Origin of the sequence: Inquilinus limosus DSM 16000 (assembly GCF_000423185.1) — a bacterium.
GTDB lineage: Bacteria > Pseudomonadota > Alphaproteobacteria > DSM-16000 > Inquilinaceae > Inquilinus > Inquilinus limosus.
On the sequence record NZ_AUHM01000002.1, the window covers coordinates 434,448 to 459,744 of the forward strand.

General features: G+C 71.0%; 26 protein-coding genes. 9 read left to right on the forward strand and 17 right to left on the reverse strand.

The annotated features are described in order from the left end of the window. Positions 1-33: 33 nt before the first annotated feature. A complete protein-coding gene (locus G537_RS0106035; RefSeq protein ID WP_026869334.1) occupies positions 34-642 on the reverse strand; it encodes a VOC family protein in 609 nt (202 codons plus the stop codon). A gap of 168 nt (positions 643-810) precedes the next feature. Between G537_RS0106035 and G537_RS0106040 the strand changes: the two genes are divergently transcribed. Beyond that, the gene (locus tag G537_RS0106040) at positions 811-1,305 is read left to right on the forward strand and encodes a MarR family winged helix-turn-helix transcriptional regulator (RefSeq protein ID WP_026869335.1); all 495 of its coding nucleotides are present in this window, start codon (positions 811-813) and stop codon (positions 1,303-1,305) included. A 22-nt stretch (positions 1,306-1,327) separates the two neighbouring features. On the opposite strand, the gene G537_RS0106045 is transcribed toward G537_RS0106040, so the two are convergent. Continuing rightward, entirely contained in the window at positions 1,328-2,071 is a 744-nt protein-coding gene (locus G537_RS0106045) for a TlyA family RNA methyltransferase (RefSeq protein ID WP_051248093.1), read from the reverse strand. A 92-nt stretch (positions 2,072-2,163) separates the two neighbouring features. Here G537_RS0106045 and G537_RS0106050 point away from each other — a divergent pair, with 92 nt between their 5' ends. After that, positions 2,164-3,237 carry a Gfo/Idh/MocA family protein gene (locus tag G537_RS0106050; RefSeq protein WP_026869337.1) on the forward strand — a complete coding sequence of 358 codons (1,074 nt, stop codon included), beginning with the start codon at positions 2,164-2,166 and terminating at the stop codon, positions 3,235-3,237. Between the two features lie 10 nt (positions 3,238-3,247). Here G537_RS0106050 and G537_RS0106055 read toward each other — a convergent pair whose 3' ends face one another. Further along, entirely contained in the window at positions 3,248-3,664 is a 417-nt protein-coding gene (locus G537_RS0106055) for a response regulator (protein ID WP_051247980.1), read from the reverse strand. A gap of 266 nt (positions 3,665-3,930) precedes the next feature. On the opposite strand from G537_RS0106055, the gene G537_RS0106060 reads away from it, so the two are divergent. The 3 genes from G537_RS0106060 (at position 3,931) to G537_RS0106070 (ending at position 9,057) form a co-directional block, all read left to right on the forward strand. Beyond that, the gene (locus G537_RS0106060) at positions 3,931-4,995 is read left to right on the forward strand and encodes an efflux RND transporter periplasmic adaptor subunit (protein ID WP_026869339.1); all 1,065 of its coding nucleotides are present in this window, start codon (positions 3,931-3,933) and stop codon (positions 4,993-4,995) included. A 7-nt stretch (positions 4,996-5,002) separates the two neighbouring features. Next, on the forward strand, positions 5,003-8,116 hold the full coding sequence (locus G537_RS0106065; protein WP_026869340.1) for an efflux RND transporter permease subunit: 3,114 nt from the start codon (positions 5,003-5,005) through the stop codon (positions 8,114-8,116). Between the two features lie 146 nt (positions 8,117-8,262). Continuing rightward, a complete protein-coding gene (locus G537_RS0106070) occupies positions 8,263-9,057 on the forward strand; it encodes an undecaprenyl-diphosphate phosphatase (protein WP_026869341.1) in 795 nt (264 codons plus the stop codon). A 16-nt stretch (positions 9,058-9,073) separates the two neighbouring features. On the opposite strand, the gene G537_RS0106075 is transcribed toward G537_RS0106070, so the two are convergent. The 4 genes from G537_RS0106075 to G537_RS0106090 form a co-directional block, all read right to left on the reverse strand. After that, positions 9,074-9,397: a hypothetical protein gene (locus G537_RS0106075; protein ID WP_026869342.1), complete on the reverse strand. Its 324-nt coding sequence runs from the start codon at positions 9,395-9,397 to the stop codon at positions 9,074-9,076. Between the two features lie 111 nt (positions 9,398-9,508). Then, positions 9,509-10,246 (reverse strand): GNAT family N-acetyltransferase, encoded by a 738-nt coding sequence (locus G537_RS0106080; RefSeq protein ID WP_026869343.1) that lies wholly within the window; start codon positions 10,244-10,246, stop codon positions 9,509-9,511. A gap of 5 nt (positions 10,247-10,251) precedes the next feature. Then, on the reverse strand, positions 10,252-11,412 hold the full coding sequence (locus G537_RS0106085; protein WP_026869344.1) for a family 1 glycosylhydrolase: 1,161 nt from the start codon (positions 11,410-11,412) through the stop codon (positions 10,252-10,254). A gap of 14 nt (positions 11,413-11,426) precedes the next feature. Further along, entirely contained in the window at positions 11,427-11,771 is a 345-nt protein-coding gene (locus G537_RS0106090; protein WP_026869345.1) for a cupin domain-containing protein, read from the reverse strand. 146 nt (positions 11,772-11,917) lie between these two features. Here G537_RS0106090 and G537_RS0106095 point away from each other — a divergent pair, with 146 nt between their 5' ends. After that, positions 11,918-12,337, forward strand: a complete 420-nt coding sequence (locus G537_RS0106095; protein WP_026869346.1) for an acyl-CoA thioesterase — start codon at positions 11,918-11,920, stop codon at positions 12,335-12,337. A gap of 3 nt (positions 12,338-12,340) precedes the next feature. Here the strand turns inward: G537_RS0106095 and G537_RS36690 are convergent, their stop codons facing one another. Together G537_RS36690 and G537_RS36695 are read right to left on the reverse strand one after the other, a co-directional pair. After that, positions 12,341-13,630, reverse strand: coding sequence for an MFS transporter (locus tag G537_RS36690; protein ID WP_081688613.1), 1,290 nt, complete (start codon positions 13,628-13,630; stop codon positions 12,341-12,343). Between the two features lie 16 nt (positions 13,631-13,646). Then, positions 13,647-14,249 carry a PRC-barrel domain-containing protein gene (locus G537_RS36695; protein WP_034850711.1) on the reverse strand — a complete coding sequence of 201 codons (603 nt, stop codon included), beginning with the start codon at positions 14,247-14,249 and terminating at the stop codon, positions 13,647-13,649. Between the two features lie 312 nt (positions 14,250-14,561). Between G537_RS36695 and mdh the strand changes: the two genes are divergently transcribed. Beyond that, complete coding sequence (gene mdh, locus G537_RS0106110) at positions 14,562-15,524, forward strand: malate dehydrogenase (protein WP_026869347.1); 963 nt, start codon at positions 14,562-14,564, stop codon at positions 15,522-15,524. Between the two features lie 217 nt (positions 15,525-15,741). Continuing rightward, on the forward strand, positions 15,742-15,957 hold the full coding sequence (locus tag G537_RS0106115; RefSeq protein ID WP_026869348.1) for a hypothetical protein: 216 nt from the start codon (positions 15,742-15,744) through the stop codon (positions 15,955-15,957). A gap of 11 nt (positions 15,958-15,968) precedes the next feature. Here the strand turns inward: G537_RS0106115 and panC are convergent, their stop codons facing one another. From panC to G537_RS0106140, 5 genes are all read right to left on the reverse strand, one after another. Next, the gene (gene panC / locus G537_RS0106120) at positions 15,969-16,805 is read right to left on the reverse strand and encodes a pantoate--beta-alanine ligase (RefSeq protein ID WP_034850713.1); all 837 of its coding nucleotides are present in this window, start codon (positions 16,803-16,805) and stop codon (positions 15,969-15,971) included. After that, positions 16,802-17,626 carry a 3-methyl-2-oxobutanoate hydroxymethyltransferase gene (panB, locus tag G537_RS0106125; RefSeq protein ID WP_026869350.1) on the reverse strand — a complete coding sequence of 275 codons (825 nt, stop codon included), beginning with the start codon at positions 17,624-17,626 and terminating at the stop codon, positions 16,802-16,804. The genes panC and panB overlap by 4 nt, the downstream gene beginning before the upstream one ends. A 152-nt stretch (positions 17,627-17,778) precedes the next feature. After that, on the reverse strand, positions 17,779-18,258 hold the full coding sequence (locus G537_RS0106130) for a carboxymuconolactone decarboxylase family protein (RefSeq protein ID WP_026869351.1): 480 nt from the start codon (positions 18,256-18,258) through the stop codon (positions 17,779-17,781). A gap of 99 nt (positions 18,259-18,357) precedes the next feature. Continuing rightward, positions 18,358-19,776: an amidase gene (locus G537_RS36700; RefSeq protein ID WP_051247982.1), complete on the reverse strand. Its 1,419-nt coding sequence runs from the start codon at positions 19,774-19,776 to the stop codon at positions 18,358-18,360. 54 nt (positions 19,777-19,830) lie between these two features. After that, a complete protein-coding gene (locus tag G537_RS0106140; protein ID WP_034850715.1) occupies positions 19,831-20,115 on the reverse strand; it encodes a GNAT family N-acetyltransferase in 285 nt (94 codons plus the stop codon). Positions 20,116-20,284: 169 nt separating this feature from the next. Here G537_RS0106140 and G537_RS36705 point away from each other — a divergent pair, with 169 nt between their 5' ends. Beyond that, on the forward strand, positions 20,285-21,520 hold the full coding sequence (locus G537_RS36705) for an SAM-dependent methyltransferase (RefSeq protein ID WP_034850717.1): 1,236 nt from the start codon (positions 20,285-20,287) through the stop codon (positions 21,518-21,520). Positions 21,521-21,529: 9 nt separating this feature from the next. Here G537_RS36705 and G537_RS0106150 read toward each other — a convergent pair whose 3' ends face one another. From G537_RS0106150 to G537_RS36710, 3 genes are all read right to left on the reverse strand, one after another. Then, the gene (locus G537_RS0106150) at positions 21,530-22,453 is read right to left on the reverse strand and encodes an alpha/beta hydrolase (RefSeq protein ID WP_026869353.1); all 924 of its coding nucleotides are present in this window, start codon (positions 22,451-22,453) and stop codon (positions 21,530-21,532) included. An 80-nt stretch (positions 22,454-22,533) separates the two neighbouring features. After that, positions 22,534-23,718 carry an MFS transporter gene (locus G537_RS0106155; RefSeq protein ID WP_034850719.1) on the reverse strand — a complete coding sequence of 395 codons (1,185 nt, stop codon included), beginning with the start codon at positions 23,716-23,718 and terminating at the stop codon, positions 22,534-22,536. A gap of 225 nt (positions 23,719-23,943) precedes the next feature. Next, positions 23,944-25,107 (reverse strand): GSCFA domain-containing protein, encoded by a 1,164-nt coding sequence (locus G537_RS36710; protein ID WP_034850888.1) that lies wholly within the window; start codon positions 25,105-25,107, stop codon positions 23,944-23,946. Between the last annotated feature and the right edge of the window lie 190 nt (positions 25,108-25,297).

Sequence of the window (25,297 nt, forward strand, 5' to 3'; positions counted from 1 at the left end):
CGAACCGGCCGCCGATGACGTCATCATCGCCGTTTACAGCGGCAGCTCCTGGCCCGCCTGCTCGCGGACGATGTATTCGGCGTACCAGTCCGGCCAGTTCGCGTCGTGCTGCCCGCCGTTCCGCTTCTCGTGCTCGCCATGCGCGGCCGCCGCACGCCGCAGCGCGGCCGCAAGCTCCTTGGAAGACGTGAAGGTGGTGTCGCCCGCCTCCACCCGCCCGGGCAGGCGGTGGGTGACCTCCTGGATCAGCCACTCATTGCCGTCCGGATCCTTGAACGAGGCCCAGGAGGCGTAGCTGCGGCGGGTCGGCTCCGGCCCGCTGCGGCGCTGGCCCGCCTCGTCGTAGTGGTAGACCTCGCCGACCTCGATGCCGCGGGCGGCGAGCTCGGCACGCGTCGCCACGATGTCGGAGACGATGAAGTGGGGAGCCACCGTGACACCCCGGCCGAAGATCACCGAGGCCGGGGAGCCCGGAGGGGTGACCTGGATGACCCGGAAATCGTCGCGGACGATGTCGGCATCGAGCCGCCAGCCCAGATCGCCATAGAAGCGCTTGGCGCGGTCGACATCGGAGACCGGGATGGTGACGACCTCGAGCTTCAGCTCGGGGGCAGCTTCGCTGCGCGGATCGGTGTCGCTCATGTCCTGCTCCTTGGGTTGAGAGGCTCGCGGATCTGCGCGCCCCGAATGATCGTGTCCGTTTCAATCGGACGCGATCTACATAGGCTAACCGATTTCTTCCGTCAACATCTTCCGATTTAATCGCGTGCGATCTATATAGGAAGAGCACCACACGACACGAGGGCGGCTGTGACCAAATCCGAACCACGCGACAGGGCGATGCCGAAGCTGGCCGATTTCCTATGCTTCGCGGTCTATTCGGCGAATCTCGCCTATGGGCGTGCCTACAAGCCCATCCTCGACGAGCTCGGCCTCACCTACACCCAGTGGATCACGATCGTCGCCCTTTGGGAGGACGACAATCAGACGGTCAAGGGCCTCGGGGAGAAGCTGTTCCTGGAGTCGAACACGCTGACGCCGATCCTCAAGAAGCTCGAGGAGCTCGGCTATCTCCGCCGCCGGCGCGACCCCGCCGACGAGCGGCAGGTGATCGTGAGCCTGACCGAGGAAGGGCGCCGCCTGCGCGAGAAGGGCGCGCAGCGGGATCTGGTCGCCGCGACGGGCCTGGAGGCGGACGAGTTCAGGAAGACGCAGAAGACCGTTGTCAAGATCCGCGACAACCTGATCAAGCACATGCACGGGCAGCGAGCGGAGGAGCAGGGAGGCGACGCCAAGGCGCGGTGAACGCGACCGGCCGGGCGCCGGCTCACCCCTCGAACCGGCCGCCGATCAGGAACTCGACATTGCCCTCCGGGCCGGTGATCGGGCTTTCGGTGACGCCCAGCACCCGCCAGCCCGGACGGGCGGCGAGCCAGGCGGCGATACGGTCGCAGACCTCGCGGTGGAGGTCCGGGTCGCGCACCACCCCGCCCTTGCCGACCCGGTCCGGCCCGACCTCGAATTGCGGCTTGATCAGCGCCACCAGCCAGGCGCCCGGCGCGGCCAGGGCCAGCGGTGCCGGCAGCACGGTCTCGAGCCCGATGAAGCTGGCGTCGCAGACGACGATGCCGATCGGGTCGGGGACCATCGCCCGGTCCAGGTGGCGGGCGTTGGTCCGCTCCAGCACCATCACCCGCGGGTCCTGGCGCAGCGACCAGGCCAGCTGGCCGTGGCCGACATCGACGGCGTAGACCTTCGCCGCGCCGCGGTGCAGCAGCACGTCGGTAAAGCCGCCGGTCGAGGCGCCGACATCGAGCCCGACCAGCCCGGCCGGGTCGATGCCGAAATGATCCAGGCCCTTGACCAGCTTCAGCCCACCGCGGCTGACCCAGGGATGGTCGCGGCCGCGCACCGACAGCGCCTCTGGCTGCGCGATGCCGTCCCCCGGCTTCTCGACCCGGCGCGTGCCCTCATAGACCAGGCCCGCCAGGATCAGCGCCTGGGCCCGGGCCCGGCTTTCCGCCAGGCCGCGCTCGACCAGCACCAGATCCGCCCGCGGCCGCTTCGCCATCGCCATCCCCCGTCGCGTCTCGCGCCGGTTTACACCCTTTGCCGTCTGAGGTGAGATCGGTTTACGCCCCGCGCCCGCCGGAGGGACCGCCCGTGAGCCCCTGCAACTTCGCCATCGTCGGCCCCGGCTGGCGCACCGAGTTCTTCCTGCGCGTCGCCCGGGCGCTGCCGGACCGCTTCCGCGTCGACGGCGTGGTGGTGCGCGACCCGGCCCGCGGCGCCGCCTTCGAGGCACAATGGGGCCTGCCGACCTTCCGCACCACCGAGGCGCTGCTGCGCCTGACGCGGCCGCGCTTCGTCGTGGTGTCGGTGTCGCAGCCGGCCGCGCCCGGGGTGATCGCCGAGCTGGCGGCGGAGGGCCTGCCGGTGCTGACCGAGACGCCGCCGGCGCCCGACCTGGACGGGCTGCTGCAGCTCTGGGAGCTGGTCCGCGGCGGCGCCCGCATCCAGGTGGCCGAGCAGTATTTCCTGCAGCCGACCCACGCCGCCCGGCTGGCGCTGATCGCCGCCGGCCGCATCGGCACGCCGAGCCACGCCCATGTCGCGGTGGCGCACGGCTATCACGGCACCAGCCTGATCCGGAAGTATCTCGGCCTGCGGTTCGAGAATGCGACGATCCGGGCGCAGGGCTTCACCAGCCCGATCGTCGCCGGCCCGACCCGGGCGGGACCGCCGGACGAGCTTCGCATCACCCGATCCGAGCAGACCATCGCGACGCTGGATTTCGGCGACCGGCTGGCGGTGTTCGACTTCACCGGCGACCAGTACCACCACTGGATCCGGTCGCCGCGCCTCCTGGTCCGGGGCGAGCGCGGCGAGATCAAGGACGACGAGCTGCGCTTCCTGCAGGACCACCGCACCCCGGTGACGCTGCGCCTGCTGCGCCAGGACGCCGGGCAATATGCCGACATCCAGGGCCATCACCTGGTCGGCATCCTGGCTGGGACGGAGTGGGTCTACCGCAACCCCTTCACCGGGACGCGGCTGAACGACGACGAGATCGCGGTCGGGGCCTGCCTGGCCGGCATGGCCCGCACCGTCGAGACGGGAGAGGAGATCTACGGCTTCGCCGAAGCGGCGCAGGACCAGTATCTGGCGCTGTCGATCGCGGCGGCGAAGGCTTCGGGCCAGCCGGTGCGGACCGAGACCCAGCCCTGGGCGGGCTGAGGCCCGCCGGTCAGTGGATGCTGACGTCGCCGGGACGGACGGCGAAGATCGACTGCAGCAGCCCGGAGAAGCGTCGCGGATCGTAGGGCTTCGGCAGGAGCGGCAGGTTGCGGTAGGGGGCCGGCAGGCTTTCCCGCGGATAGCTGGTGGCCAGGATCACCGGCACGCCGCGCTGCAGCAGGATGTCGACCGCCGGGAAGGCCGCGGCGCCGGACAGGTTGAGGTCGACCATGGCGCCGTCGATCGGCTGGCTGCGCGCCATCTCGACCGCGCGCGACACCGTCGTCGCCGGGCCGACCACGGTGCCGCCCCAGGTCCGCAGGGTCAGCTCCAGGTCGAGCGCCACGATCTGCTCGTCCTCGACGATCAGGATGCGGCGACCGTGCAGATCGACCGCGTCCTCCGTTTCGCTGTAGAGCAATCCCATTCCGCCTGTCCCCGCGACCGGCGCGATCGGCCGTCCTTCGGGTCCCTTCCAGTGCCGCTGCAGAGCGCGGCGAAATCGTCATATCGATGCCATAAACACCGAATGTCATGAGCTGTTCCCGTCATCGACATCGTCGCGACGGAATCTCCCCGCTGTGCCGTGAAGAACACAGACGGCTTCAACCAAGAAGAAACGGGCCGTTGGTATTACAATGCACCCGTTGGATCGGGTGCGCGGACGGAAGGGGGCTTCGCGGACGCATGCGCGTGTGGAAACAACTGGCGGTCATCGGCCTGCTCGCCGCGGCAACGGCGGGCGTGTGGCATTATGCCCCATGGCAGGCCGACGGCGCCGTGGCGTCGCGCAGCGGCCCCGCCTCCGTGCCGGTGCTGCTGGCGCCGGTGCGCATCGGCACGGTGACCGAGGCGGCGGACGCGGTCGGCACCACCCGGGCGCGCGAGGCGGTCACCATCACCGCCAAGACCAGCGGCATCGTCGACAAGATCGAGTTCGAGGACGGCCAGACCGTCGCGGCCGGCGCGCCGCTCGTCCGGCTGGACAGCGCCGAGTTGGAGGCGACCGTCAGCTCCGCCGAGGCCGAGCTGCGCAACGCCCGGCTGGCGCTCGACCGGGCCGAGGCCCTGTCCAAGTCCCGCAACGTCCCCCAGGCCCAGGTCGACACGCTGCGCGCCGACCTCGAGGTCAAGACCGCGGCGGTGGCGGCGCAGAAGGCCCGGCTGGCGGAGCGGGTGATCGTCGCCCCCTTCGCCGGCACGCTGGGCATCCGCCAGGTCAGCCTGGGCGCCCTGGTGTCGCCCGGCACCGCGATCGTCACGCTGGACGACCTGAGCCGGGTGAAGGTCGACTTCAACCTGCCGGAGGTGCTGCTGCCGCGGCTGACCCCAGGGGTCGCGCTCGAGGTGCACAGCGACGCCTATCCCGACCGCGCCTTCACCGCCACGATCACCTCGGTCGACACCCGCATCGACCCGGCCACCCGGTCGGTCACCACGGTGGCGGAGATCGACAACCGCGACGGCCTGCTGCGCCCGGGCATGTTCATGATGGTGCGGGTGCAGCTGTCGACCGACCCGAAGGCCCTGCTGGTGCCGGAGCAGGCGCTGGTGCCGCAGGGCGCGCGGCAGTTCGTCTATGTGGTGGCCGACGGCCGGGCGGTGCGGCGCGAGGTGACGCTGGGCACCCGGCTGCGCGGCGAGGTGCAGATCCTGTCCGGCCTCGCCGCCGGCGAGGCGGTGGTGGTCGAGGGCACGCAGCGGCTGCGCGACGGCCTGCCGGTCGAGGTCCAGACGGCCGCGCCGGCGGGGGCGTGAAGCTGACATGGTCCTCTCCGACACCGCCATCAAGCGCCCGGTCTTCGCCGTCGTCGTCAGCCTGCTGCTGGTGGTGCTGGGCGCCTTCGCCTTCCAGCGGCTGACCGTCCGCGAATATCCCAACATCGACCCGCCGGTGGTGTCGATCACCACCACCTATGAGGGCGCCTCGGCCCAGGTGATCGAGAGCCAGATCACCCAGGTGATCGAGGAGGGCGTGTCCGGCGTCGCCGGCATCCGCACCCTGCGCTCGACCAGCCAGGAGGGGCGATCCAGCGTCCGGCTGGAATTCGAGATCGATCGCGATGTCGAAAGCGCGACCAACGATGTCCGCGATTCGGTCGGCCGGGTGATGGGGCGGCTGCCGGACGACGCCGACACCCCGATCATCCGCAAGGTCGATGCCGACGCCAGCCCGATCATCTACGCCACCCTGACCAGCGAGGGCCGCTCGGCGGTCGAGCTGAGCGACATCGCCAAGCGCTATGTCGTCGACCCGCTCTCGGCCGTGGACGGCGTCGCCCAGGTGACGGTCGGCGGCGAGCGTGCGCCGTCGATGCGCGTCTGGCTGGACCGCAACGCCATGGCGGCGCGGCGGGTGACGGTGCAGGACATCAAGGACGCGCTCGAGGCCCAGAATGTCGAGCTGCCCTCCGGCCGGGTCGAATCGAGCGACCGCGAGCTGACGGTGCGCACCAACACCCGGCTGTCGACGCCGGAGGAGTTCGCCCGCATCGTGCTGCGCCGCGACGGCGACACGCTGGTGCGGCTGGGCGACGTGGCCAAGGTCGAGGTCGGCCCGCGCGACGACCGCAGCGGCTTCCGCGTCAACGGCCAGCCCGCCATCGGTCTCGGCGTCGTCAAGCAGTCGACCGCCAACACGCTGGACGTGGCCGAAGGCGTGCGGCACGCGCTGGATACGCTGCGCCAGTCGCTGCCGCCGGATGTGCGGATCGAGATATCCTCCGACGACAGCGTCTTCATCGACAAGTCGATCGAGGAGGTGTTCCTGGCGCTGGCCATCGCGCTGGCGCTGGTGGTCGGGATCGTCTTCGTGTTCCTGCGCAGCGTCCGCGCCACGCTGATCCCGGCCGTGGCCGTGCCGGTCTCGATCATCGCCTCCTTCATCATCCTGGCGGCGCTGGGCTATTCGATCAACGTGCTGACCCTCCTCGCCATGGTGCTGGCGATCGGCCTCGTGGTCGATGACGCCATCATCGTGCTGGAGAACATCAGCCGGCGGATCGAGCACGGCGAGCCGCCGCTGGTCGCGGCCTATCTCGGGTCGCGCCAGATCGGCTTCGCCGTGATCGCCACCACCGCAGTGCTGAGCGCGGTCTTCGTCCCGATCTCCTTTCTGCAGGGCAATGTCGGGCGGCTGTTCAGCGAGTTCGGCATCACCGTCGCCTCCTCGGTGCTGTTCTCGGCGCTGGTGGCCCTGACCCTGACGCCGGCGATGTGCAGCCGGCTGCTGCGCCCGGCCAATGAGGAGACCTGGCTGCACAAGGTGACGGAGCACGGCTTCGAGCTTCTGAACCGCTTCTACCGGGCGACGCTGAGCTTCGCCCTCGCCGCACCGCTCGTGGTCTGCGCCATCGCCGTGGCGCTCAGCCTCGGCGCCGTGGTCCTGCTGCGCACCCTGCCGCAGGAGTTCGTGCCGACCGAGGACCGCGGCCGGGTGGTGGTCAGCGCCACTGCGCCGGAAGGCTCCAGCATCGAATACACCAGCGCCCAGCTGGCCCGGATCGAAGCGGCGCTGTCGCCCTATGTCGAGGCGGAGGACGTCACCCGGCTGCTCGCCATCCTGGCCCCGGCCTGGGGGCCGACCGGGGTGAACCGGGTCACCGTCATCGGCCAGATGAAGCCGTGGGAGGAGCGCAGCCGGTCGCAGCAGGAGGTGGTGCGCGAGCTGTCGGCCAAGCTGGCCGGCATCCCCGGCATCCGCGCCGTCGCCATCAACCCCAGCGGCCTCGCCCGCGGCTCCGGCGCCCCGGTGCGCTTCGCTATCGGCGGCAACACCTATGAGCAGTTGGTCGAATGGCGCGACCAGCTGGAGGACCGGCTGCGCGGCTCCCGCGTGCTGCGCAACCTGCAGGCCGATTACGACGAGACCAAGCCGGAGCTGCGCGTCGCCATCGACCGCAACCGTGCCGCCGATCTCGGCATCTCGATCCGCTCCATCGGCGAGACGCTGGAGACGATGTTCGGGTCGGTCGCCGTCACCCGCTACGAGGACGACGGCGAGGAATACGACGTGGTGCTGCAGGCCCGGGCCGAGGACCGGCAGACGCCGCGCGACCTGTCCAACGTCTTCGTCCGGGCGTCCGGCGGCACGCTGGTGCCGCTGACCAGCCTGGTGAAGCTGCAGGACGTGGCCGGGCCGGCCAGCCTGGGCCGCTTCGACCGGGTCCGCGCCATCACCTTCACCGCCAGCCTGGCCGACGGCGCCACGCTGGGCGATGCGGTGGAGGAGATCCGCGCCGCCGTCGCCGAGGCGCTGCCGACCGAGGCCCGCCTGTCCTGGGACGGCGACACCCGCGAGTTCCTGGAGAGCAGCGCCTCGCTCTACATCACCTTCGGCACCGCCCTGCTGATCGTTTTCCTGGTGCTGGCGGCGCAGTTCGAGAGCTTCGTCCACCCGGTCACGATCCTTCTGACCGTGCCGCTGGCGATCTTCGGCGCGCTCGGCTCCGTCGCGCTGCTCGGCATGACGATCAACATCTACACCCAGATCGGCATGGTGATGCTGATCGGCCTGACGGCGAAGAACGCGATCCTGATCGTCGAATTCGCCAATCAGCTGCGCGACGAGGGGCTCGGCGTGCTGGAGGCGGTGCGCGAGGCCGCGGCCACGCGGCTGCGGCCGATCCTGATGACCTCGATCGCCACCGCGCTGGGCGCCCTGCCGCTGGCGATCGCGACCGGTGCCGGTGCCGAATCACGCCAGGCGATCGGCGTCGTCATCTTCGGCGGCGTCATGGTCTCGACCCTCTTGTCGCTGTACCTGGTGCCGGTGATCTACCGGGCCCTGGCCCGCTTCACCGCCCCGGCCAGCCGTACGGCCAAGGAGCTGGAGCGCCAGCTTCTGGTGCATCGCAGCGAGGGCTCGCCGGCGGAGTGACCGGGCAAGAGAGTCGCCGAGGACAATTTACGAAACTTTAACCGGCATCCGGGGTTGAAGCGGCACTTCCGGCCCGGCCGGGGGTTCCCAAATCCGCCCGCTTCGTTCACAAGCGAGACGGCCTCTCGTCACCCCGGAGCACTGTCTTGGACTATCTGAGCGCGATCATCCTCGGGGTGATCGAAGGCATCACCGAGTTCCTGCCGATCTCCTCGACCGGCCACCTGATCATCGCCGAGCACTGGCTGGGTGAACGCTCGGACACCTTCAACATCGTCATCCAGGCCGGCGCCATCCTGGCGGTGACGATCATCTATTGGCGGCGCCTGTTCGACCTGGTGCTGGGCTGGCGGCGGCCGGAGAACCGCCGCTACGGCATCCGGCTGCTGGTCGCCTTCGGAATCACGGGGGTGCTCGGCTTCATCGCCAAGAAGATGGGCTTCACCCTGCCCGAGAACATCACGCCGATCGCAATCGCGCTGATCGTCGGCGGCTTCTGGATGATCTGGGCGGAACAGCAGGCGGCGAAGCTGCCCGAGAGCTTCAAGATCACCTGGCTGGTCGCGATCGCGGTCGGGCTGGCCCAGTTCGTGGCCGGGATCTTCCCGGGCACCTCGCGCTCGGCCGCCACCATCTTCGCCGCCATGCTGGCCGGCGCCAGCAACCGGGGCGCAGCCACCGAATTCGCCTTCCTGGTCGGCATTCCGACCATGTACGCGGCCAGCGCCTACGAGCTGTACGGCCAGCTGAAGGAGGGCGGGGCGCATGAGGACTGGGGCGCGCTGGGCGTCGCCTTCGTCGTCTCCACCGTCACCGCCTTCATCGCCGTGAAGTGGCTGCTGGGCTACATCCAGACGCACCGCTTCACCGCCTTCGCCGTCTACCGGATCATCTTCGGCGCGCTGCTGCTGGGCGCGGCGGCGCTGGGCTGGATCGCCTGATCAGGCCGATCCGCGGCTACCGCCGGTTGCCCCGGTCGTCGTCCCAGTAGCCATAGCGATAGCCGTAGCGCGGATAGGCGGAACCGTAGCGCGGATAGCCGTAGTAGCGGGGATAGCCGTAGGCCCTCGGATAGCGGTAGTACCGCGGATAGCTGTAGTAGGTGGGATAGCTGTAGTACCGCGTGTACCCATAGGTCGGCGGCGGGGCATAGGCATAGTCGTAGCTGTAGGTGCTGTAGCCGGCATAGCCCACCGGGTAGGCGTAGCAACCGCCGAGACCGGCCGCGGCTGCGGCCAGGGCGCCGGCCAGAACCAGCCGGCGCGGACGGGTCCAAGACATGACCTGACACTCCATCAGGCCGCGGGCCGGCGCCGCGATGGGGATCGCGGCACCCCCGCGACGTGACGAATCAACGCCGCGCCGACCGTCCGGTTCCGCCGGGCTGACCCGTCACACCGGGTGGCTCATCCACAGATTCGGCTCGACGTAGCGGCCGATATCGGCCTCGCGGTCGATCCGGACCGGCGCCAGCGCGCCCGGCACGACATAGTCGCCGCTGTCCGGGAAGGCCATGCCGGTCCAGCCCTCCCAGTCGGCGACGGTGCCGGTGATGGTCATCGACCGCGGCGCCGGCTTCACCGCCCGGGCGCCGAGCCGCCAATGGGTGCGGATCCAGGGGTCGAAGGGCGCGCCGTCCGGCCTTTGCCAGGCGGCGTAGCGTTCGATCGGCGTCAGCGGGTAGCGCGCCTTCAGCGTCGGCCGCACCGGCGCCGCCAGCGCGGCGAGGCCGTGCGCCGCGGCCGCCGACTTCATCGCCGCGATCAGCCGCTCGGCCAGGCCCTGGCCCCGCCGCTCCGGCGCCAGGGTGATCGACAGCGCCGACAGGGCGGTCGGTGCACGGCCGGCATCGCGGTCGGCGGCACCCTGTTCGAGCACCGCGTCCCAGCCGGCCTCCGGCAGGTCCTCGTCGCGCAGCGACCAGCGGAACGGAATGGCGTTGCCGGCACCGACCAGGGCGCCGTCCTCGGCCAGAAGGAAGTGCTGGAAGGCGGCGAAATCGGCATCGAGCCGCGGCCAGAGCCGGCCGGCGACCGGGTCCTCTTGCATGAAGCGCGGCCACAGCGCGTCGACCAGCAGATTGCGCTGTTCCACCAGATCCGGCCGGTCGGCCGCGGTGACGATGATCATCCGTCCTACCCCCGGATCCGCCGCTGCAGCCAGCGCCAGCTGTCCTTCGGCAGCGGCGCGTCGGCGCGGCCGTCCCAGGCGGCCAGCCCGGCGGGCGGCGCCGCGCCGTCGTCCAGCACCGGGCCGAGGAACACGGTCGCGAGCGGCACACCCGCGGCCGCGGCGGCCTCGGCGGCTTCCAGAGTCGCCTCCAGCGCCTCGATCCGGGCGCCGTCCTCGATCCGCCCTTCCCGCAGCGGCGGGTCTTCGGCCGCGACCCGAAGCGTCAGATGGACCGGCAGCTTCGGCCAGGCCCCGGCCAGGCGGTCGAGCGCCCGGCGCAGCGAGTCGGGACCGGCGGTCTCCGGCACCGCGCCGCCGCGCGGCCGGCCGGCCAGGTTCACGCCGCCCGGGGCGTCGGCGTCCATGCGGGCCCAGAGCGGCCCGGCATGGTCGAGCAGCAGCAGGTCGACCGGCCCGCGGCAGCGCGCGGCGTCGCCCTCCTCCACCAGCCGGCCCAGCCGCTCCGCCGCCAGCTCCGGGTACCGGCCGTCGCGCAGGGTCGCGACCGACGCCTCCCAGCCCAGCGCCTCGGCGATCGCGACGGCGTCGGACGAGGCCAGCGTGTCGTCCCAGGGCTCGGGCGGCGGCCCGGCCAGCGCGGCGCCCAGGCGCCAGCGGCCGCTTTCCTGCCGCAGTGCCGTCAGCGCCAGGCCGCGGCCGAGCAGCAGGTGGTGCAGGGCGGCGCGGAAGGCGGCGTCCTCGGCCATGCCGACCGGCCGGTCTCGCCAGGCCGCCTCGTCCCGGGCGTAGCCGGGGGCGCCGGCATCGATCACCAGCGCCGCCATCCGGTCGCCGATCCGGTCGGCCACCCGGCAGGCGAATTCGGCGAAGCGCCAAGCCGTGTCCCGAGCCGTCCAGCCGCCGCGGATGCGGATGTCGCGCGGCAAGCCGGCCGACGCCAGCACCGGCCAGGGGGCGAGCCCGGCCTCGCCGACCGCGTCGATCCGGCGGTCGAGCCGGGCCAGCGCCGCCGGGTCGAGCCGGCCGCGCCCCTCGGGCTGCAGCGCCGCCCAACCGACGGCGAACCGGCCGGCGGCCGCGCCCATCTCCGCGGCCAGGCGCAGCGCCTCGGCCTCCTGCCGCGGCGTCGCCGGCGCGCCGAGATCGGCGCCCCACGCTGGCACTGTCCGCGCCGGCTCTAGCTCTTCTCCCCGCCCTCCGGGCCCCAGAAGATCACCCATGTCGCAAAATCATCGCTGAAGTCCTCGAACCGATGCTCCATATGGGCCGGAACGAAGATCACGTCACCCGGCCTGAACGTCCGGCGCTCGCCGTCGCGGAAAAAGGTGCCGGTGCCGCGCCAGACGACGTAGAGCTCGTCGCGCTTGTGCGGCCCCTGCGGGTCGGTGCCGCGCGGGGCGTAGAGCCCGGCCTTCATGGTGCCGTGCTGCAGGCGGTAGACGAACTGCTCGGCCGGCAATGCGGGGATGAGGGCCGCGGTCTCGGCCACCGTGATCAGCCAGTTGTCCTGCTCGGCGCTCATGGCGCTTCTCCGTCTGTCCCTGGTCCGGAAACGGTAGGCCGCCCGGCCCCTCCAGGCGACCGGAACCTTGTCCCGAGACAAGCTGCGGCTTCCCTCCGCCGCCGATTCGGGGCTATGTCGCGAACGGACCCAGACCGGAGAGCGCCGTGACCGATTTCGACCCGACCGACCCCGCCGCCTACCGCCACTGGGCGGAGGAGCGCGTGCGTTATTCCGACACCGACGCGCTGGGCCATGTGAACAACAACGCCTACGGCGTCTACTTCGAGACGGCGCGGCTGCACTTCTTCCGCGACGCCGGCATCCATCTGGGCAAGACCAGAGGCGCGGTGGTGGTGCGCATCATCATGAACTTCCTGCACGAGCTGACCTGGCCGAACGACGTGCGCATCGGCACGCGCATGGTGAAGCTGGGCGGCAAGTCCTTCACCTACGCCCAGGCGCTGTTCGTCGGCGACCGCTGCCATGCGACGGCTGAGACGGTGAGCGCGATGTTCGACCTGGAGACGCGCCAGTCCTTCCCGATCCCGGAGGAGCTGCGCGCCCGCTTCGCGCCGGAGCTCTAGCCGCTACGGCCGAGCCTCCGGAGTCGGTTCCGTTTCCGGCTTCGTCTCCGGCATCGTCAGCATCAGGAGAGCGAGACCGACGGTGGCGATCGCGGCCAGCATCATGAAGGCGGCGTAGCTGCCGAAATTGTCCGCCATGAAGCCGCCGAGGACGGTGCTGACCGAGGCGCCGAGGCCCATGGCGCTGCCGACCACGCCCTGGGCGAGGTTGAAGTGCCCGGACCGCCGCGTGACGTCGGCGACGGTGAGCGGCACGAGCACGCCGAGCACCGCCGCCGATACTCCGTCGAGGACCTGGAAGACGACCAGAAGGTGCGGCTGGCCGGTCATCGCGAACAGCAGGGCGCGGAGGGCGAGCGCGGCGAAGCCGATGGCGAGGAACGGCCGCCGCCCCCAGCGCTGCGCACCACGGCCGATCCAGGGCGAAAGGAAGGTCACGGTGAGCTGGGGGACGATCATCGCCGCGGCGACCATGGCGGTCGCCGCCTGGCTCGACCGCAAGGTCACCATGCTGGCGGCGAGCGGCATCATGGCCGCGTTCGCGAGGTGGAACGTCGCGATGCAGACGGCGAAGACGACGAGGGTGCGGTTGCGCGTCAGGGCCTTCAGCCCGGCCGCAAGCGCCTTCGGCTCCGCCGATTCCTGGTGGAAGGAGGCGGTTGCCCGGATCTCTCCCGCCCGGATGCGGGACAGGGCGAACAGGGCCGGGACCACCAGGGCCGCGGCGAGGAGGAAGACCGCGCGGCTGGACACGTAAAGCCCGCAAAGCCCCATGACCGCGGCGGCGATGCCCGTGCCGGCGGAGGCGAAGGCGGCGTTGCGGCCCAGCCTTTCGCTCATGCCGGCGCCGCCGACCAGGCCGAGGCTGAGCGAGACGATGCAGAAGCTGAGGACGATGCTGGCCGCCGCGTGCAGCACCCGCGAGGCGAACACGACCGGGAAGATCGGCCAGATCGCGAAGGCGAAAGCACTGACGCCGATCACCACCAGGGCAAAGGCGGCGGTGATCCGCACCGATCTCACGGCATCGACGAGGGCCCCGAGCGGCATCTGCCCGATCAGGCCGACGAGGCCGCTGACGGTGAGAACCAGGCCGATATCGACCTGGGTCCATTTCTGCGTCGTCAGGAAGACGGCGACGAAGGCCCCGAAGCCGGTCTGCACATCGGCGACGAAGAACACGAACCAGTCGAGCCCGCGACGGCTGCGGGCAGAGGGCTGCCGCGCCCCAGCCCGGGCCGGGATCCCCGGCCCGCCGGCGCCGCCTTGGTCGAATCCGCCATTCTCCGCCATGCGTCGGACCGCGGCTTCAGGGCTTCGGCGCCGGTGGATTGGCCTCCGGCGCAGGAGCGGTCGTGGCCGGCGCAGGGGCGGGCGCGGCCGGTGCCGGTGAGGGCGAGCCGGGCGCATCCGGGGCCGCGGGCGCCGGGGCCGTATCCGCCCGGCCGACCACGACCACCGGCTCGCCCCGCTTATAGGCCGGCGCGCCGCGCAGCTGGGCCTCCGTCAGGTCGGTGACGATCGTGTCCATGCTGCCGTTCTTGGGGAAGTGCAGGACCCGCCAGTCGACCGCGATCTGCCGCGAGCCGACGCCGAGGAACCCGCCGAAATCGACGATGGCGGCCCGCGTCATCCCGGCGCGGTCGACGACGACGTCGACGACGCGGCCCAGATCCTCGCCCGAGGCGCTGCGGACCGTCTTGCCGAGCAGCGTGTCGGCCGCATCGCCGTCGATGACCACGGCCGGCGTCTCGGAGGACTGCCGCTGGTCATCCGCCGGCGCGGCCGGCGTGGCGGGGGCTTCGGGCGCGGCCGTGGGCTGCGCGTCGGGCTGCGCCGGCGGCGCGTCCTGGGCGCGGGAGATGCCGGCCGCCGCGAGGACGGCGAGCACGGCCGGAAGGAGAATGCGCATCGCGGAACCTGCCTTTGTTGTGGTCCTGATCTGGGGCGCATCGCGCCGATGACAACCGCTTCGCCCGGATCAACCCGCGGCGGGCCCGCCCGTTCTTGCCGCACCCGCGAAATCGCGCTAGGACGGGGCCCGACATTTCAGAGACCGTTCGAGCATACGCTGGCGTGAGGTGACTGGTGGCGGTTTCGAGAACCGGAGCGCAGCGGGCGTGAAAGCCCGTGAGCACCGGAAGCGCAGAAACATCCATCAGACGGCCACGCCAGCGGATGATCGGGCGGTCTCGCGGCCCCCTCATCGCAAGGATGGCATACAATGGCGCGCAACAAGATCGCCCTCGTCGGCGCCGGGCAAATCGGCGGCACCCTCGCCCTCCTCGCCGGCCTCAAGGAGCTCGGCGACATCGTCCTCTTCGACGTGGTCGACGGCGTGCCGCAGGGCAAGGCGCTGGACATCGCCGAGGCCTCGCCGGTCGAGGGCTTCGACGCCGTGCTCAAGGGCGGCAGCGATTACGCCGCGATCGAGGGCGCCGATGTCGTCATCGTCACCGCCGGCGTCCCGCGCAAGCCGGGCATGAGCCGCGACGACCTGATCGGCGTCAACACCAAGGTCATGCAGGCGGTCGGCGCCGGCATCAAGCAATACGCCCCGAACGCCTTCGTCATCTGCATCACCAACCCGCTGGACGCCATGGTCGGCGTGCTGCGCGAGGTCTCCGGCCTGAAGCCGGAGAAGGTGGTGGGCATGGCCGGCGTGCTCGATTCGGCGCGCTTCCGCTACTTCCTGGCCGAGGAGTTCAAGGTCTCGGTCGAGGACGTCACCGCCTTCGTGCTGGGCGGCCACGGCGACACCATGGTGCCGCTGGCCCGCTACTCCACCGTCGCCGGCATTCCGCTGCCGGACCTGGTGAAGATGGGCTGGACCACGCAGGAGAAGCTGGACCAGATCATCCAGCGCACCCGCGACGGCGGCGCCGAGATCGTCGGCCTCCTGAAGACCGGCAGCGCCTTCTACGCGCCCGCCTCCTCCGCCATCGCCATGGCCGAGAGCTATCTGCGCGACAAGAAGCGCGTGCTGCCCTGCGCCGCCTATCTGACCGGCCAGTACGGCGTGGACGGCTTCTACATCGGCGTGCCGGTGGTGATCGGCGCCCAGGGCGTGGAGCGGATCGTCGAGGTCCAGTTCAACGCCGAGGAGAAGGCCGCCTTCGACAAGTCGGTCGCCGCGGTCAAGGGCCTGGTCGAGACCACCAAGAAGCTGATGGACTCGGCGGCCTGAGCCGCCTGTTCCGCTTCACTGACTGTCATTGCCGGGCTCGCCCCGGCAATCCAGGCGATTGGAGATGCCCTCTGGATGCCCGGGTCAAGCCCGGGCATGACAGTTTGTGGAGGCCGGCCTGCCGATTTTCGCCGCAATCGCGCGGCAGCCTGCCCCCTCGCCTTCGCCAGCCCGTCTGGCTAGAGTGCGCGCCCCGTGGAACGACCGAGGGAGTGCTATGACCCGTCTGATCCTGGCCGTCGCCGGCCTGTCCGTCCTGACCCTCGCCGCCTGCAGCGACCCGAACACGGTTCCGATCGATCGGCCGATCATGCAGAGCGAGCCGGCCCCGCCTGCGGTCCCGACCGAGCCGATCCAACGCCAGCCGCTGTCGGCCCCGCCCTCCTCGCTGACCGGCCAGCCGGACCAGTCGCAGCAGCCGCCGGCGCAGTAACGCCCGGGGCCTTACGGCACCGGCATGTTGTCGAGCAATCGCGTGGCGCCGAGCCGGACCGCGGCGAGCAGCCGCCGCGGCCGGCCGGGCGCCGGCTCGGCCAGGGTCTCGGCGTCGCGCAGCACCAGGTAGTCGACCGCGTCGAAGCCGGCGTCGCGCAGCCGGTCCGGCCCGCTGGCCAGCGCCGACGGATCGGCGGCGATCTCGGCCATGATCCGGTTGAGCCGCCGGGCCACCGCCAGCTGGGCCGGGCTGAGATAGGCGTTGCGCGAGGACAGGGCCAGCCCGTCGCGGTCGCGCACCGTCGGCACCGGCAGGATCTCGCAGGGCAGGTCGAGGTCGCGCACCAGCCGGCGCACCAGCAGCAGCTGCTGGTAGTCCTTCTCGCCGAAGGCGGCGAGGTCGGGCGCCGCCTGGATCAGCAGCTTCGCCACCACCGTCGCCACCCCGGCGAAGTGGCCGGGCCGCACCGCCGCCTCGAGATCGGCGACGATCGGGCCGCTCGGCACGATCGCGAAGGCGAAACCCTCCGGATAGATCTCCTCCACCGCCGGCAGATAGGCCAGGTCGGCGCCGATCGCCGCCAGCTTGGCCAGGTCCTCGGCCTCGCGCCGAGGATAGCGGCTGAAATCCTCCTTCGGCCCGAACTGGGTCGGGTTGACGAAGATGCTGAACAGCACCCGGTCGGCCCCGGCCCGGCGCGCAGCCGCGGCCAGGGCCAGATGGCCTTCGTGCAGGGCGCCCATGGTCGGCACGAAGCCGATGCGGTGGCCGGCCCGGCGCCAGCCGGCCACGGCGGCGCGCAGCTCGGCCGCGGCGCGGGCGATGATGGGAGCGTCGGCATTCATGATGGCTTCTTCTCGGCGAAGACGTGCTCGGGGCCGGGGAAGCGCCGGGCGCGGACATCGGCGGCGAAGGCGCCCGCCGCTTCGGTGACGGTCGCCTCCAGGTCGGCATAGCGGCGGACGAAGCGCGGCGTGGCGGCGCCGGTGAGGCCGAGCAGGTCGTCGATCACCAGCACCTGGCCGTCGCAGGCGGCGGAGGCGCCGATGCCGATGGTCGGGACCGGCACCTCCTCCGTGATCCGGCGGGCCAGCGGCTCGACCGTGCCCTCGATCACCAGGGAGAAGGCGCCGGCCTCGGCGATCGCCTTCGCCGCCGCCAGGATGCGCGCCGCCTCCTCCGCCGTGCGGCCGCGGGCGTTGTAGCCGCCCAGCACATTGACCGACTGCGGCAGCAGGCCGACATGGCCCATCACCGGCACGCCTCGGGCGGTCAGGAAGGCTACGGTCTCCGCCATCTCCGCGCCGCCCTCCAGCTTCACCGCCGAGGCGCCTTCCGCCATCAGCCGGGCGGAGGCGGCGAAGGCGTCGCGCGGCGAGGCCTGGTAGCTGCCGAAGGGCAGGTCGGCGACGATCGCGGCGCGGGCCGAGCCGCGGCGGACCGCGGCGGTGTGCAGCGCCATCATCTCGAGCGTGACGCCGACGGTGCTGTCCAGCCCGTGCACCACCATGCCCAGGCTGTCGCCGACCAGGAGCACGTCGACATGCGGGTCCAGAAGCCGGGCCACCGGCGTGGTGTAGGCGGTCAGCACGACGATCGGCTCCTGCCCCTTGCGGGCGCGGAGCTGCGGGATCGTGATGCGCCGGATCGCGGCGGAAACGCTCACCTCGGTGCACTCCCCACTCGGTTCGAGATCTGTCGTCCCGGATGGGGATGCTGCAGTGCAAAATCATCCGGTGCAAGCCGGATGGGTGTCACAGGGTGAAAAAGCGACGGGCGGCCGGAGCCGCCCGTCGGACATCTCGGATCGTCCGAACGTCAGGCCGCGGCCACCCGCCGCTCGCTCTCCGCATCCGGCTTCGGCCACACGGCGAAGCCGACATTCAGGCGGTTCCAGGCGTTGATCGAGCACACGGCCAGCGTCAGGTCGACCAGCTCGCGGTCGCTGAACTGCGCCTTCGCCGCCTCATAGACGGCATCCGGCACCTGCCTGGTGTCGGCGACCAGGGTCAGGGCCTCGGCCCAGGCCAGCGCCGCCTGCTCGCGCGGGCTGAACAGGCCCTGCGCCTCGCGCCAGCCGGCGACGCAGTCCAGCCGCTGCTGGCCCTCGCCGGCCGCGCGCAGGGCCTTGGCGTGCATGTCGAGGCAGTAGACGCAGCCATTGATCTGCGACACGCGCAGGAACACCAGTTCCTGCAGGGCCGTGGGCAGGCCGCAGCCTTCGAGATAGGTGTGCACGCCCAGCTGGGCCTTCATGGCACCGGGGGAGGCGGCGGCCCAGGAGATACGCTTGGACATTCTGAAAGCTCCCGTCTTGAGATCCGACCCGCCCATCGGGGCGGTTTCGACGACAAGACGAGACGGCTTTCGCGGATGTGACGGGCTCGCCGAAAAAAGTCAGGCGCTCTCCGGCACCGCCCGGCCGAAGCCGTTCCGGCCCGCCCATTCCTCGATCGCGCTGGCGACGGACAGCACGGCGCGGTCGCCGCGGCGGCGGCCGATGATCTGCAGGCCGAAGGGCAGGCCGGAATCATCGCGGCCGAAGGGCAGCGCCACCGAGGGCAGCCCGGCCAGGGTCGGGCCATAGGCCAGCGCCAGCCAGTGGAAGTAGCTGGACAGCGGCAGCCCGTCGATCGTGGCCGGATACCAGTCCTCCCACGGGAAGGGCGGGTGGCCGGCCACCGGGCAGATCACGGCGTCGACCCCGGCCAGGAAGGCGTCGGCGTCGCGCAGCACGCGGGTCTGCACGGTCAGCGCCTCGGCCACGTCGGCGAGGCCGAGCGTCAGCCCGGCGGCGACATTGGCGCTGACGTTCGGCCCGACCTTGTCCGGCGTCGCCTCGACCTTCTCGCGATGCGCCGCGACGAAGCCGACCGCCCGCAGCGTGGCGAAGGCCTCGTCCACCCCCGCCATGTTCATGGTGAAGTCGACGCCGCGACCGATCGCCGGCTCCAGCGCCTGACGGGCGCGGCGGAAGGCGGCGCGGACGCGGCCGTCCACCGGGGCGAAGCCGAGATCCTCGGTGAAGGCGACGGTGAGGCCGCCGAGATCGACCGTGTCGAGCGCGCGGAAAGCCTCGCCGTCCGCCCCGAGCGACAGCGGGTCGCGCGGGTCGTCGCCGACCATGGCCGAGAGCATCAACGCCGCATCGGCCACGGTCCGCGCCATCGGCCCGTCAACCGGCAGCGGCGACCAGCCGTGGCCGCGCGTCTCGGTCGGAACCAGGCCGGGGGTCGGGCGAAAGCCGACAATGCCGCAGAAGGCGGCCGGGGTGCGCAGGCTGCCGGCGAGGTCGGAGCCGGTGGCGAGCGGGACCATGCCGCAGGCCAGCGCCACCGCCGAGCCGCCGGAGGAGCCGCCGCAGGTCAGCCGATGGTCGAAGGGGTTGCGGGTCGGGCCGAACACGGCGTTTCGGGTGTTGGCGCCGGCGCCGAACTCCGGCGTGTTGGTCTTGGCCAGCACGATGGCGCCCGCCTGGCGCAGCACAGCCACCACCCGCTCATCCGCCGCCGGCACGTTGTCGGCGAAGAGCGGCGAGCCGAAGGTGGTGAGCAGCCCTTCGGTGTCGCTGAGGTCCTTGACCCCAATCGGGAGGCCGTGCAGCGGGCCGAGCGCGTCGCCGCGGCGCACCGCCGCCTCGGCCTCCCGCGCCTCGGCCCGGGCACGGTCATAGGCCTTGGCGGTGATGGCGTTGACCGCGGGGTCCGCCGCCTCGATCCGGGCGATGCAGCTTTCGACCAGATCGACCGGCGAGACCTCCCCCGCCCCGACCAGACGCCGCAGCTCCGTCGCTTCCAGATCGCACAGCTCCGCCACATCCGCCTCCCGGTGATCTTGTCCGGCAAATCTGCGGGGCCGTGGCGGACGGCGTCAACCGCGATCGGCGGCGACCAGATCCGCGGTGTCCGGGTGGCGCTCGATGAAGGCGGCGATGAACGGGCAGAGCGGCCGCACCGTCAGGCCTTCGTCGCGGATCCGGTCGAGCGTGCCGCGCGCCAGGGCCGTGCCGATGCCGCGGCCGGACAGCGCCTTCGGCACCTCGGTGTGGGTCAGCTCGATCACCCCGCCCGTCCGGCGGTACTCGACGAAGGCGGTGACGCCGTCGACCACCAGCTCGTAGCGGTTCAGCGCCGGGTTGTCGGCCACCTCGGCCATGATCCTCTCCCTCGGATTCGCTGCGGGCAGTATGGCCCGGCGGCCACGCCGCGACAAAAAGGGTACACAAACAGTCCGAGGCATGATCCAACTTCGGGCTTGAACAGGGAATCGCCTCCGGCGCCCGGCCGCGCCGCAGGGCGACCGAGCAAAGAGAGATTGATTCGGGATGTTCATCGCACTTCTGAAGTCGATTGTCCGGACCGGCAGCCTGCGGGTGATCGACGCCGGCGGCACCGTCCACAAGATCGGCGACGACTCGCCGCCCGGCGCCGTGATCCGGCTGAAATCGCCGCGCCTGGCCTACACGCTGGTCCTGAACCCCGGCCTGGCGCTGGGCGAGGCCTATATGGACGGGCAGCTGACGATCGAGGAAGGGTCGCTCTACGACTTCCTGGCGCTGGTGGCACGGAACCTGAAGGTCGACCGGCACGGCTGGCTGGCGCTGATCGAGCGGGTGACCCGCGGGCTGAAGCAGTACAACCCGGTCGGCAAGGCGCAGCAGAACGTCGCCCATCACTACGACCTGTCGGCCGAGCTGTACGACCTGTTCCTCGACGCCGACCGGCAATATTCCTGCGCCTATTTTGCCACCCCCGGAGACAGCCTGGAGACGGCGCAGCTGAACAAGAAGCGGCACATCGCCGCCAAGCTGCTGTTCGACCGGCCGGGGCTGAAGACGCTGGACATCGGCTCCGGCTGGGGCGGGCTCGGCCTCTACCTCGCCCGCGAGGCCGGGGCGGACGTGACCGGCGTGACGCTGAGCACCGAGCAGCACAAGCTGAGCACGGCGCGGGCGGCGGCGGCCGGGCTGGCCGACCGGGCGAAGTTCCACCTGCGCGACTATCGCCAGGAGCCCGGCCCCTACGACCGCATCGTTTCGGTCGGCATGTTCGAGCATGTCGGCAAGCGCAACTACGCCGAGTTCTTCGCCAAGCTGCACGACCTGCTGGCGGATGACGGCGTCGCGCTGATCCACAGCATCGGCTATTCCGACACGCCGGGCCCGATCAACCCCTTCATCCGCAAATACATCTTCCCGGGCGCCGACCTGCCGACCCTGTCCGAGCTGGCGACGATGGCGGAGCGCAGCGGCCTGTTCATCACCGATGTCGAGGTGCTGCGCATCCACTATGCCGAGACGCTGCGGCACTGGCGCGAGCGCTTCATGGCCCGCTGGGCCGACGCGGCGAAGCTGTACGACGAGCGCTTCTGCCGGATGTGGGAGTTCTACCTGGCGCTGTGCGAGGTCGGGTTCCGCCACCGCACCAATGTCGTGTTCCAGCTGCAATTCGCCAAGCGCATCGACACCGTGCCGATCACCCGCGACTACATGATCGATCGCGAGCGGCAGATGGCGCTGACCGACACCGGTGACCCCGCGCCCCAGCGGGCCACAGCCTAGCTGCGCCTGTCAGGCGAAGCTGCGGCGCAGCGCCGCCGCGGCTTCGCGCAGCCCATCCTCCGCCGCATCGACCGCGCCCTGCATCAGCAGGAAATCGTGCAGCTGGCCGGGCCAGCGCCGCAGCGCCACCGGCACCCCGGCGGCCTGCAGCGCCGCGGCATAGGCCTCGCCCTCATCGCGAAGCAGGTCGTATTCGGCGGTGAAGATGGTGGCAGGCGGCAGGCCGAAGAGGTCGGGCCGGCGTAGCGGCGACACGCGGGGGTCGGAAGCCAGGGCCGGATCCGGCAGGTACAGCCGCCAGAACCAGCGCATCATCGGTGCGGTCAGGATGAGCCCTTCCCCATGCAGGCGCCAGGACTCGGCTTCGGCGGCGGCGTCGAGCGCGGGGAACAGCAGCAACTGGTGGCACAGTGCCGGTCCTTCCGTCCGGGACCGCTGCGCCAGAACGGCGGCGAAATTGCCGCCGGAGCTGTTGCCCGCCACCGCGATCCGTCCGGCGTCGCCGCCGATCTCCGCCGCGTTCCCGTGCACCCAGTCGAGCGCCGCCTCGGCGTCCCGCAGCCCGGCCGGGAAGGGCGCCTCCGGCGCCAGCCGGTAGTCGACCGAAACCACGAGGCTGCCGGCCCCGGCAGCCAAGGCGCGGCAGATGCCGTCGGTGGCATCCGGGCTGCCGATGGTGAAGCCGCCGCCATGCAGGAACAGCGTGACCGGAAACGGCCCGGCCCCATCCGGCCGGTAGAGTCGGAGGCTGAGCGGCCCGCCGGGACCGTCGGTCGCCCGGTCCTCGACCCGAAGCCCGCCGGCCGGCGGGCCGGACGGCGCCGGGATGGCGAAGGCGGCGCGGAACTCCGCCGCCGTGACGGTGTCGTAGTCGAAGGCCTGTGCGTCCCGGCGGGCGTCGAGCACGGCCTGGGCCTGGGGGTCGAGCGGCATCGGAGGCTCCAACGATTTCGGCAAGAGAAGACGCCCGCCTGGGATCGGCGGGCCGTCTCGCATGAGCAGTTCCGTGCGGATCAGGAGACGCAGTCCGCGGCCGGGACCAGCGCCGGGGCGCGGCGGTCGAGCCGAAGGCTGAGCAGCGCCACGGCGACGCCCGCCAGCGGCACCAGCGCCGCCACCCAGGGCACGGCGCCGAGGCCGGGCCCGTGCTCGATCACCTGGCCGCCGAGCCAGGCCCCCAGCGCGTTGCCGAGGTTGAAGGCGGCGATGTTGAAGCTCGACGCCAGGCTCTGGCCGGCGCCCTCCGCCTTCTCCAGCACCCACATCTGCAGCGGCGCCACGGTGGCGAAGCCGGCGGCGCCGAGCAGGCCGACGAAGACCACGGCCAGGACGGTGCTGTGCACGGCGAAGGTCATCAGCCCCAGCACCGCGGCCAGGACCAGCATGCTGCCCAGCACAGTCGGCACCAGCCAGCGGTCGGCGAACCTGCCGCCGAGCAGGTTGCCCACCACGAGGCCGCCGCCGAACACCAGCAGGATCGGGGAGACCGCGGCCTCGGACACGCCGGTGATCCGGGTCAGGATCGGCGCGATATAGGTGAAGACGGCGAAGACCGCGGCGAAGCCCAGAACGGTGGTCAGGAGGCCCAGCAGCACCGGGCGGCGCGCCAGCACCTTGAGGTCCTGCCGCCAGTCCGACTCCTCGGCCGGCGCGTCGTCCTTCGGCACGGCGAAGGCGATCACGGCGAGGGCGACGAGGCCGACCGCGGTCACGGCCCAGAAGGTGGCGCGCCAGCCGAAGCCCTGGCCCAGCCAGGTGCCGAAGGGCACGCCCAGGATGTTGGCGACCGTCAGGCCGGTGAACATGATGGCGATGGCCGAGGCCCGCTTCTGCGCCGGCACCAGGCCGGTGGCGACCACCGAGCCGACGCCGAAGAAGGTGCCGTGGGCGAAGGCGGTCAGCACACGCGCCGCCATCAGCGTGGCGTAGTCGGGCGCCACCGCACAGGCCAGGTTGCCGATGGTGAAGATCCCCATCAGGGCCAGCAGCACGGTCTTGCGCGGCATCCGCCCGGTCAGGGTGGTGAGGATTGGCGCGCCGGCGACGACGCCGAGCGCATAGCCGCTGATCAGGAGGCCGGCGGTGGAGATCGAGACGCCGAGATCGGTCCCGACCTCCAGCAGCAGGCCCATGATGACGAATTCGGTGAGGCCGATGCCGAAGGCACCGACCGCGAGAGCATAGAGGGCGATGGGCATGACGAGCACCTTGCGGGGGAAAGCTCACCGCAAGATGGTCGGCAGGGCCGCCTTGTACTATGCTTCGGCAAATCCAATCAGCTGTGATGCAGCTTCCAAAATGACAACGGCTTTGATTGTCATAGCGAGCCCCGCAGGGGCGTGGCGATCCAGCGGCACCGGCCCCCTGGATCGCCACGGCGCTTCGCGCCTCGCGATGACGTCGGGGAGGACAAGCCGGGTGCCCTACTCCGCCGCGATCGCCGTTCCCGCGGCCGCGCGCCGGGCGGCGATGCGCTGCTGGCGCCGCTCTTCCCGGATCTTCGCCCGCTCCAACTCGCGCTTGCGCTTCGCCAGCGCCACCCTGGCCGCCTTGCGCTCGTCCGCCGTCGGGGCCTCGCCCAGCGTCACCGCGGCATGACCGAGCTGGCCGATCAGCCGGTCCTGGCGCTGGGCGTAGCGGAAGGAGGCCAGCAGCCCCTCGTCGTCCAGCGCGGTCCGGCAGTAGTAGCGCTCGAACACCTTCATGTTGAAGTCGAGCACGTGGGAATAGACGTGCCGCCGGTCGTCCCGCCACTGGTGGTTGAAGCCGTGCATGACGATGTCGTAACTGGGGAAGTAGAACAGCCTCGGATCGTTCGGCGCGCTGCAGCGGAAGAACTCGTCGGCCGCCGAGCGCAGGATCGCCTTCGACACGGCGTTGGCCGAGAGGCAGTTCACCGGCCGGAAGGTCGCGGTCAGGGGGATCGGCGACACCGTGAACAGGATCGCCGCATCCGGCCGGAAGGCGCGGATCAGGGCATGGATCGCCTGCAGGTTCTCCAGGTTTTCGGCATGGCTGGTGACCCGGAACTTGTGCCGCGCCGGGTCGTATCTGTCCTTCGGCACCGCGCGCCAGAACACTTCCCCGGTCGGCTCGTCGTACCACACCTCGGACAGGCCGAGGGTGATGATGAACATCTCGGCCTCGTCGAACAGCGCCCTGGTGCGCAGCCGGACCGCCTCGTCATAGCCGAACTGGGATGCGTCGTAGCCGTGCCACAGCTCGGCCTGCGGCGTCTTGCCCAGCCAGGCCCATTCGAACTGCTGGCGGATGGCGAAGGTGTTGACCATGCCGTCGCCCATCTTCGAGACATAGGCGAGGTCGTCGCGCTTGGTCAGCACGTTGAAGCCGGCCTTGTGCAGGTAGCGGCTGATGTTCTCGGCGAAGCAGGAGCCGAAGGCGACGATCGGCGTGTCCTTCGTCACAAACCGCTCCGCCGGCATCCAACCCTTGACGAGGTATTCGGAGACGACGCTGCTGCGTTCGAGCGACCTGTCGCTCGGGTAGAAATTCGTCGTCTCGCCACGGAAGAACGACGCGCTCGCCTTGCGCTGCACACCGTCCTGCTCGATCACGATCCTGGACATGGTGGTCGTGGTTCCCCTTCGGTTGACCTGGCCCGTTTCGAACGGAGCCGTCCGCACCTCGAAATCCGTTTTGATGCACCGCAGCATGACAGGCGGTCGCCTTTGAATCCACCCTCAATGCGGCGAAACCTTGGCGTTCAAAGGTTTCGTCGAGCCAGCCGAGGACGCCCATGGACATCAATCGTTCCGG

Bases quoted from the DNA above. Each gene is read 5' to 3' on its own strand.
- mdh (WP_026869347.1), top strand. From the start codon at position 14,562: ATGGCGCGCAACAAGATCGCCCTCGTCGGCGCCGGGCAAATCGGCGGC.
- G537_RS36705 (WP_034850717.1), top strand. From the start codon at position 20,285: ATGTTCATCGCACTTCTGAAGTCGATTGTCCGGACCGGCAGCCTGCGG.
- G537_RS36695 (WP_034850711.1), bottom strand. From the start codon at position 14,249: ATGCGCATTCTCCTTCCGGCCGTGCTCGCCGTCCTCGCGGCGGCCGGC.
- G537_RS0106055 (WP_051247980.1), bottom strand. From the start codon at position 3,664: ATGGGATTGCTCTACAGCGAAACGGAGGACGCGGTCGATCTGCACGGT.
- G537_RS0106090 (WP_026869345.1), bottom strand. From the start codon at position 11,771: ATGAGCGCCGAGCAGGACAACTGGCTGATCACGGTGGCCGAGACCGCG.
- panC (WP_034850713.1), bottom strand. From the start codon at position 16,805: ATGAATGCCGACGCTCCCATCATCGCCCGCGCCGCGGCCGAGCTGCGC.
- G537_RS0106115 (WP_026869348.1), top strand. From the start codon at position 15,742: ATGACCCGTCTGATCCTGGCCGTCGCCGGCCTGTCCGTCCTGACCCTC.
- G537_RS0106130 (WP_026869351.1), bottom strand. From the start codon at position 18,258: ATGTCCAAGCGTATCTCCTGGGCCGCCGCCTCCCCCGGTGCCATGAAG.
- G537_RS0106035 (WP_026869334.1), bottom strand. From the start codon at position 642: ATGAGCGACACCGATCCGCGCAGCGAAGCTGCCCCCGAGCTGAAGCTC.
- G537_RS0106155 (WP_034850719.1), bottom strand. From the start codon at position 23,718: ATGCCCATCGCCCTCTATGCTCTCGCGGTCGGTGCCTTCGGCATCGGC.
- G537_RS0106150 (WP_026869353.1), bottom strand. From the start codon at position 22,453: ATGCCGCTCGACCCCCAGGCCCAGGCCGTGCTCGACGCCCGCCGGGAC.
- G537_RS0106075 (WP_026869342.1), bottom strand. From the start codon at position 9,397: ATGTCTTGGACCCGTCCGCGCCGGCTGGTTCTGGCCGGCGCCCTGGCC.
- G537_RS0106065 (WP_026869340.1), top strand. From the start codon at position 5,003: ATGGTCCTCTCCGACACCGCCATCAAGCGCCCGGTCTTCGCCGTCGTC.
- G537_RS0106140 (WP_034850715.1), bottom strand. From the start codon at position 20,115: ATGGCCGAGGTGGCCGACAACCCGGCGCTGAACCGCTACGAGCTGGTG.
- G537_RS36690 (WP_081688613.1), bottom strand. From the start codon at position 13,630: ATGGCGGAGAATGGCGGATTCGACCAAGGCGGCGCCGGCGGGCCGGGG.
- G537_RS0106045 (WP_051248093.1), bottom strand. From the start codon at position 2,071: ATGGCGAAGCGGCCGCGGGCGGATCTGGTGCTGGTCGAGCGCGGCCTG.
- G537_RS0106080 (WP_026869343.1), bottom strand. From the start codon at position 10,246: ATGATCATCGTCACCGCGGCCGACCGGCCGGATCTGGTGGAACAGCGC.
- G537_RS36710 (WP_034850888.1), bottom strand. From the start codon at position 25,107: ATGTCCAGGATCGTGATCGAGCAGGACGGTGTGCAGCGCAAGGCGAGC.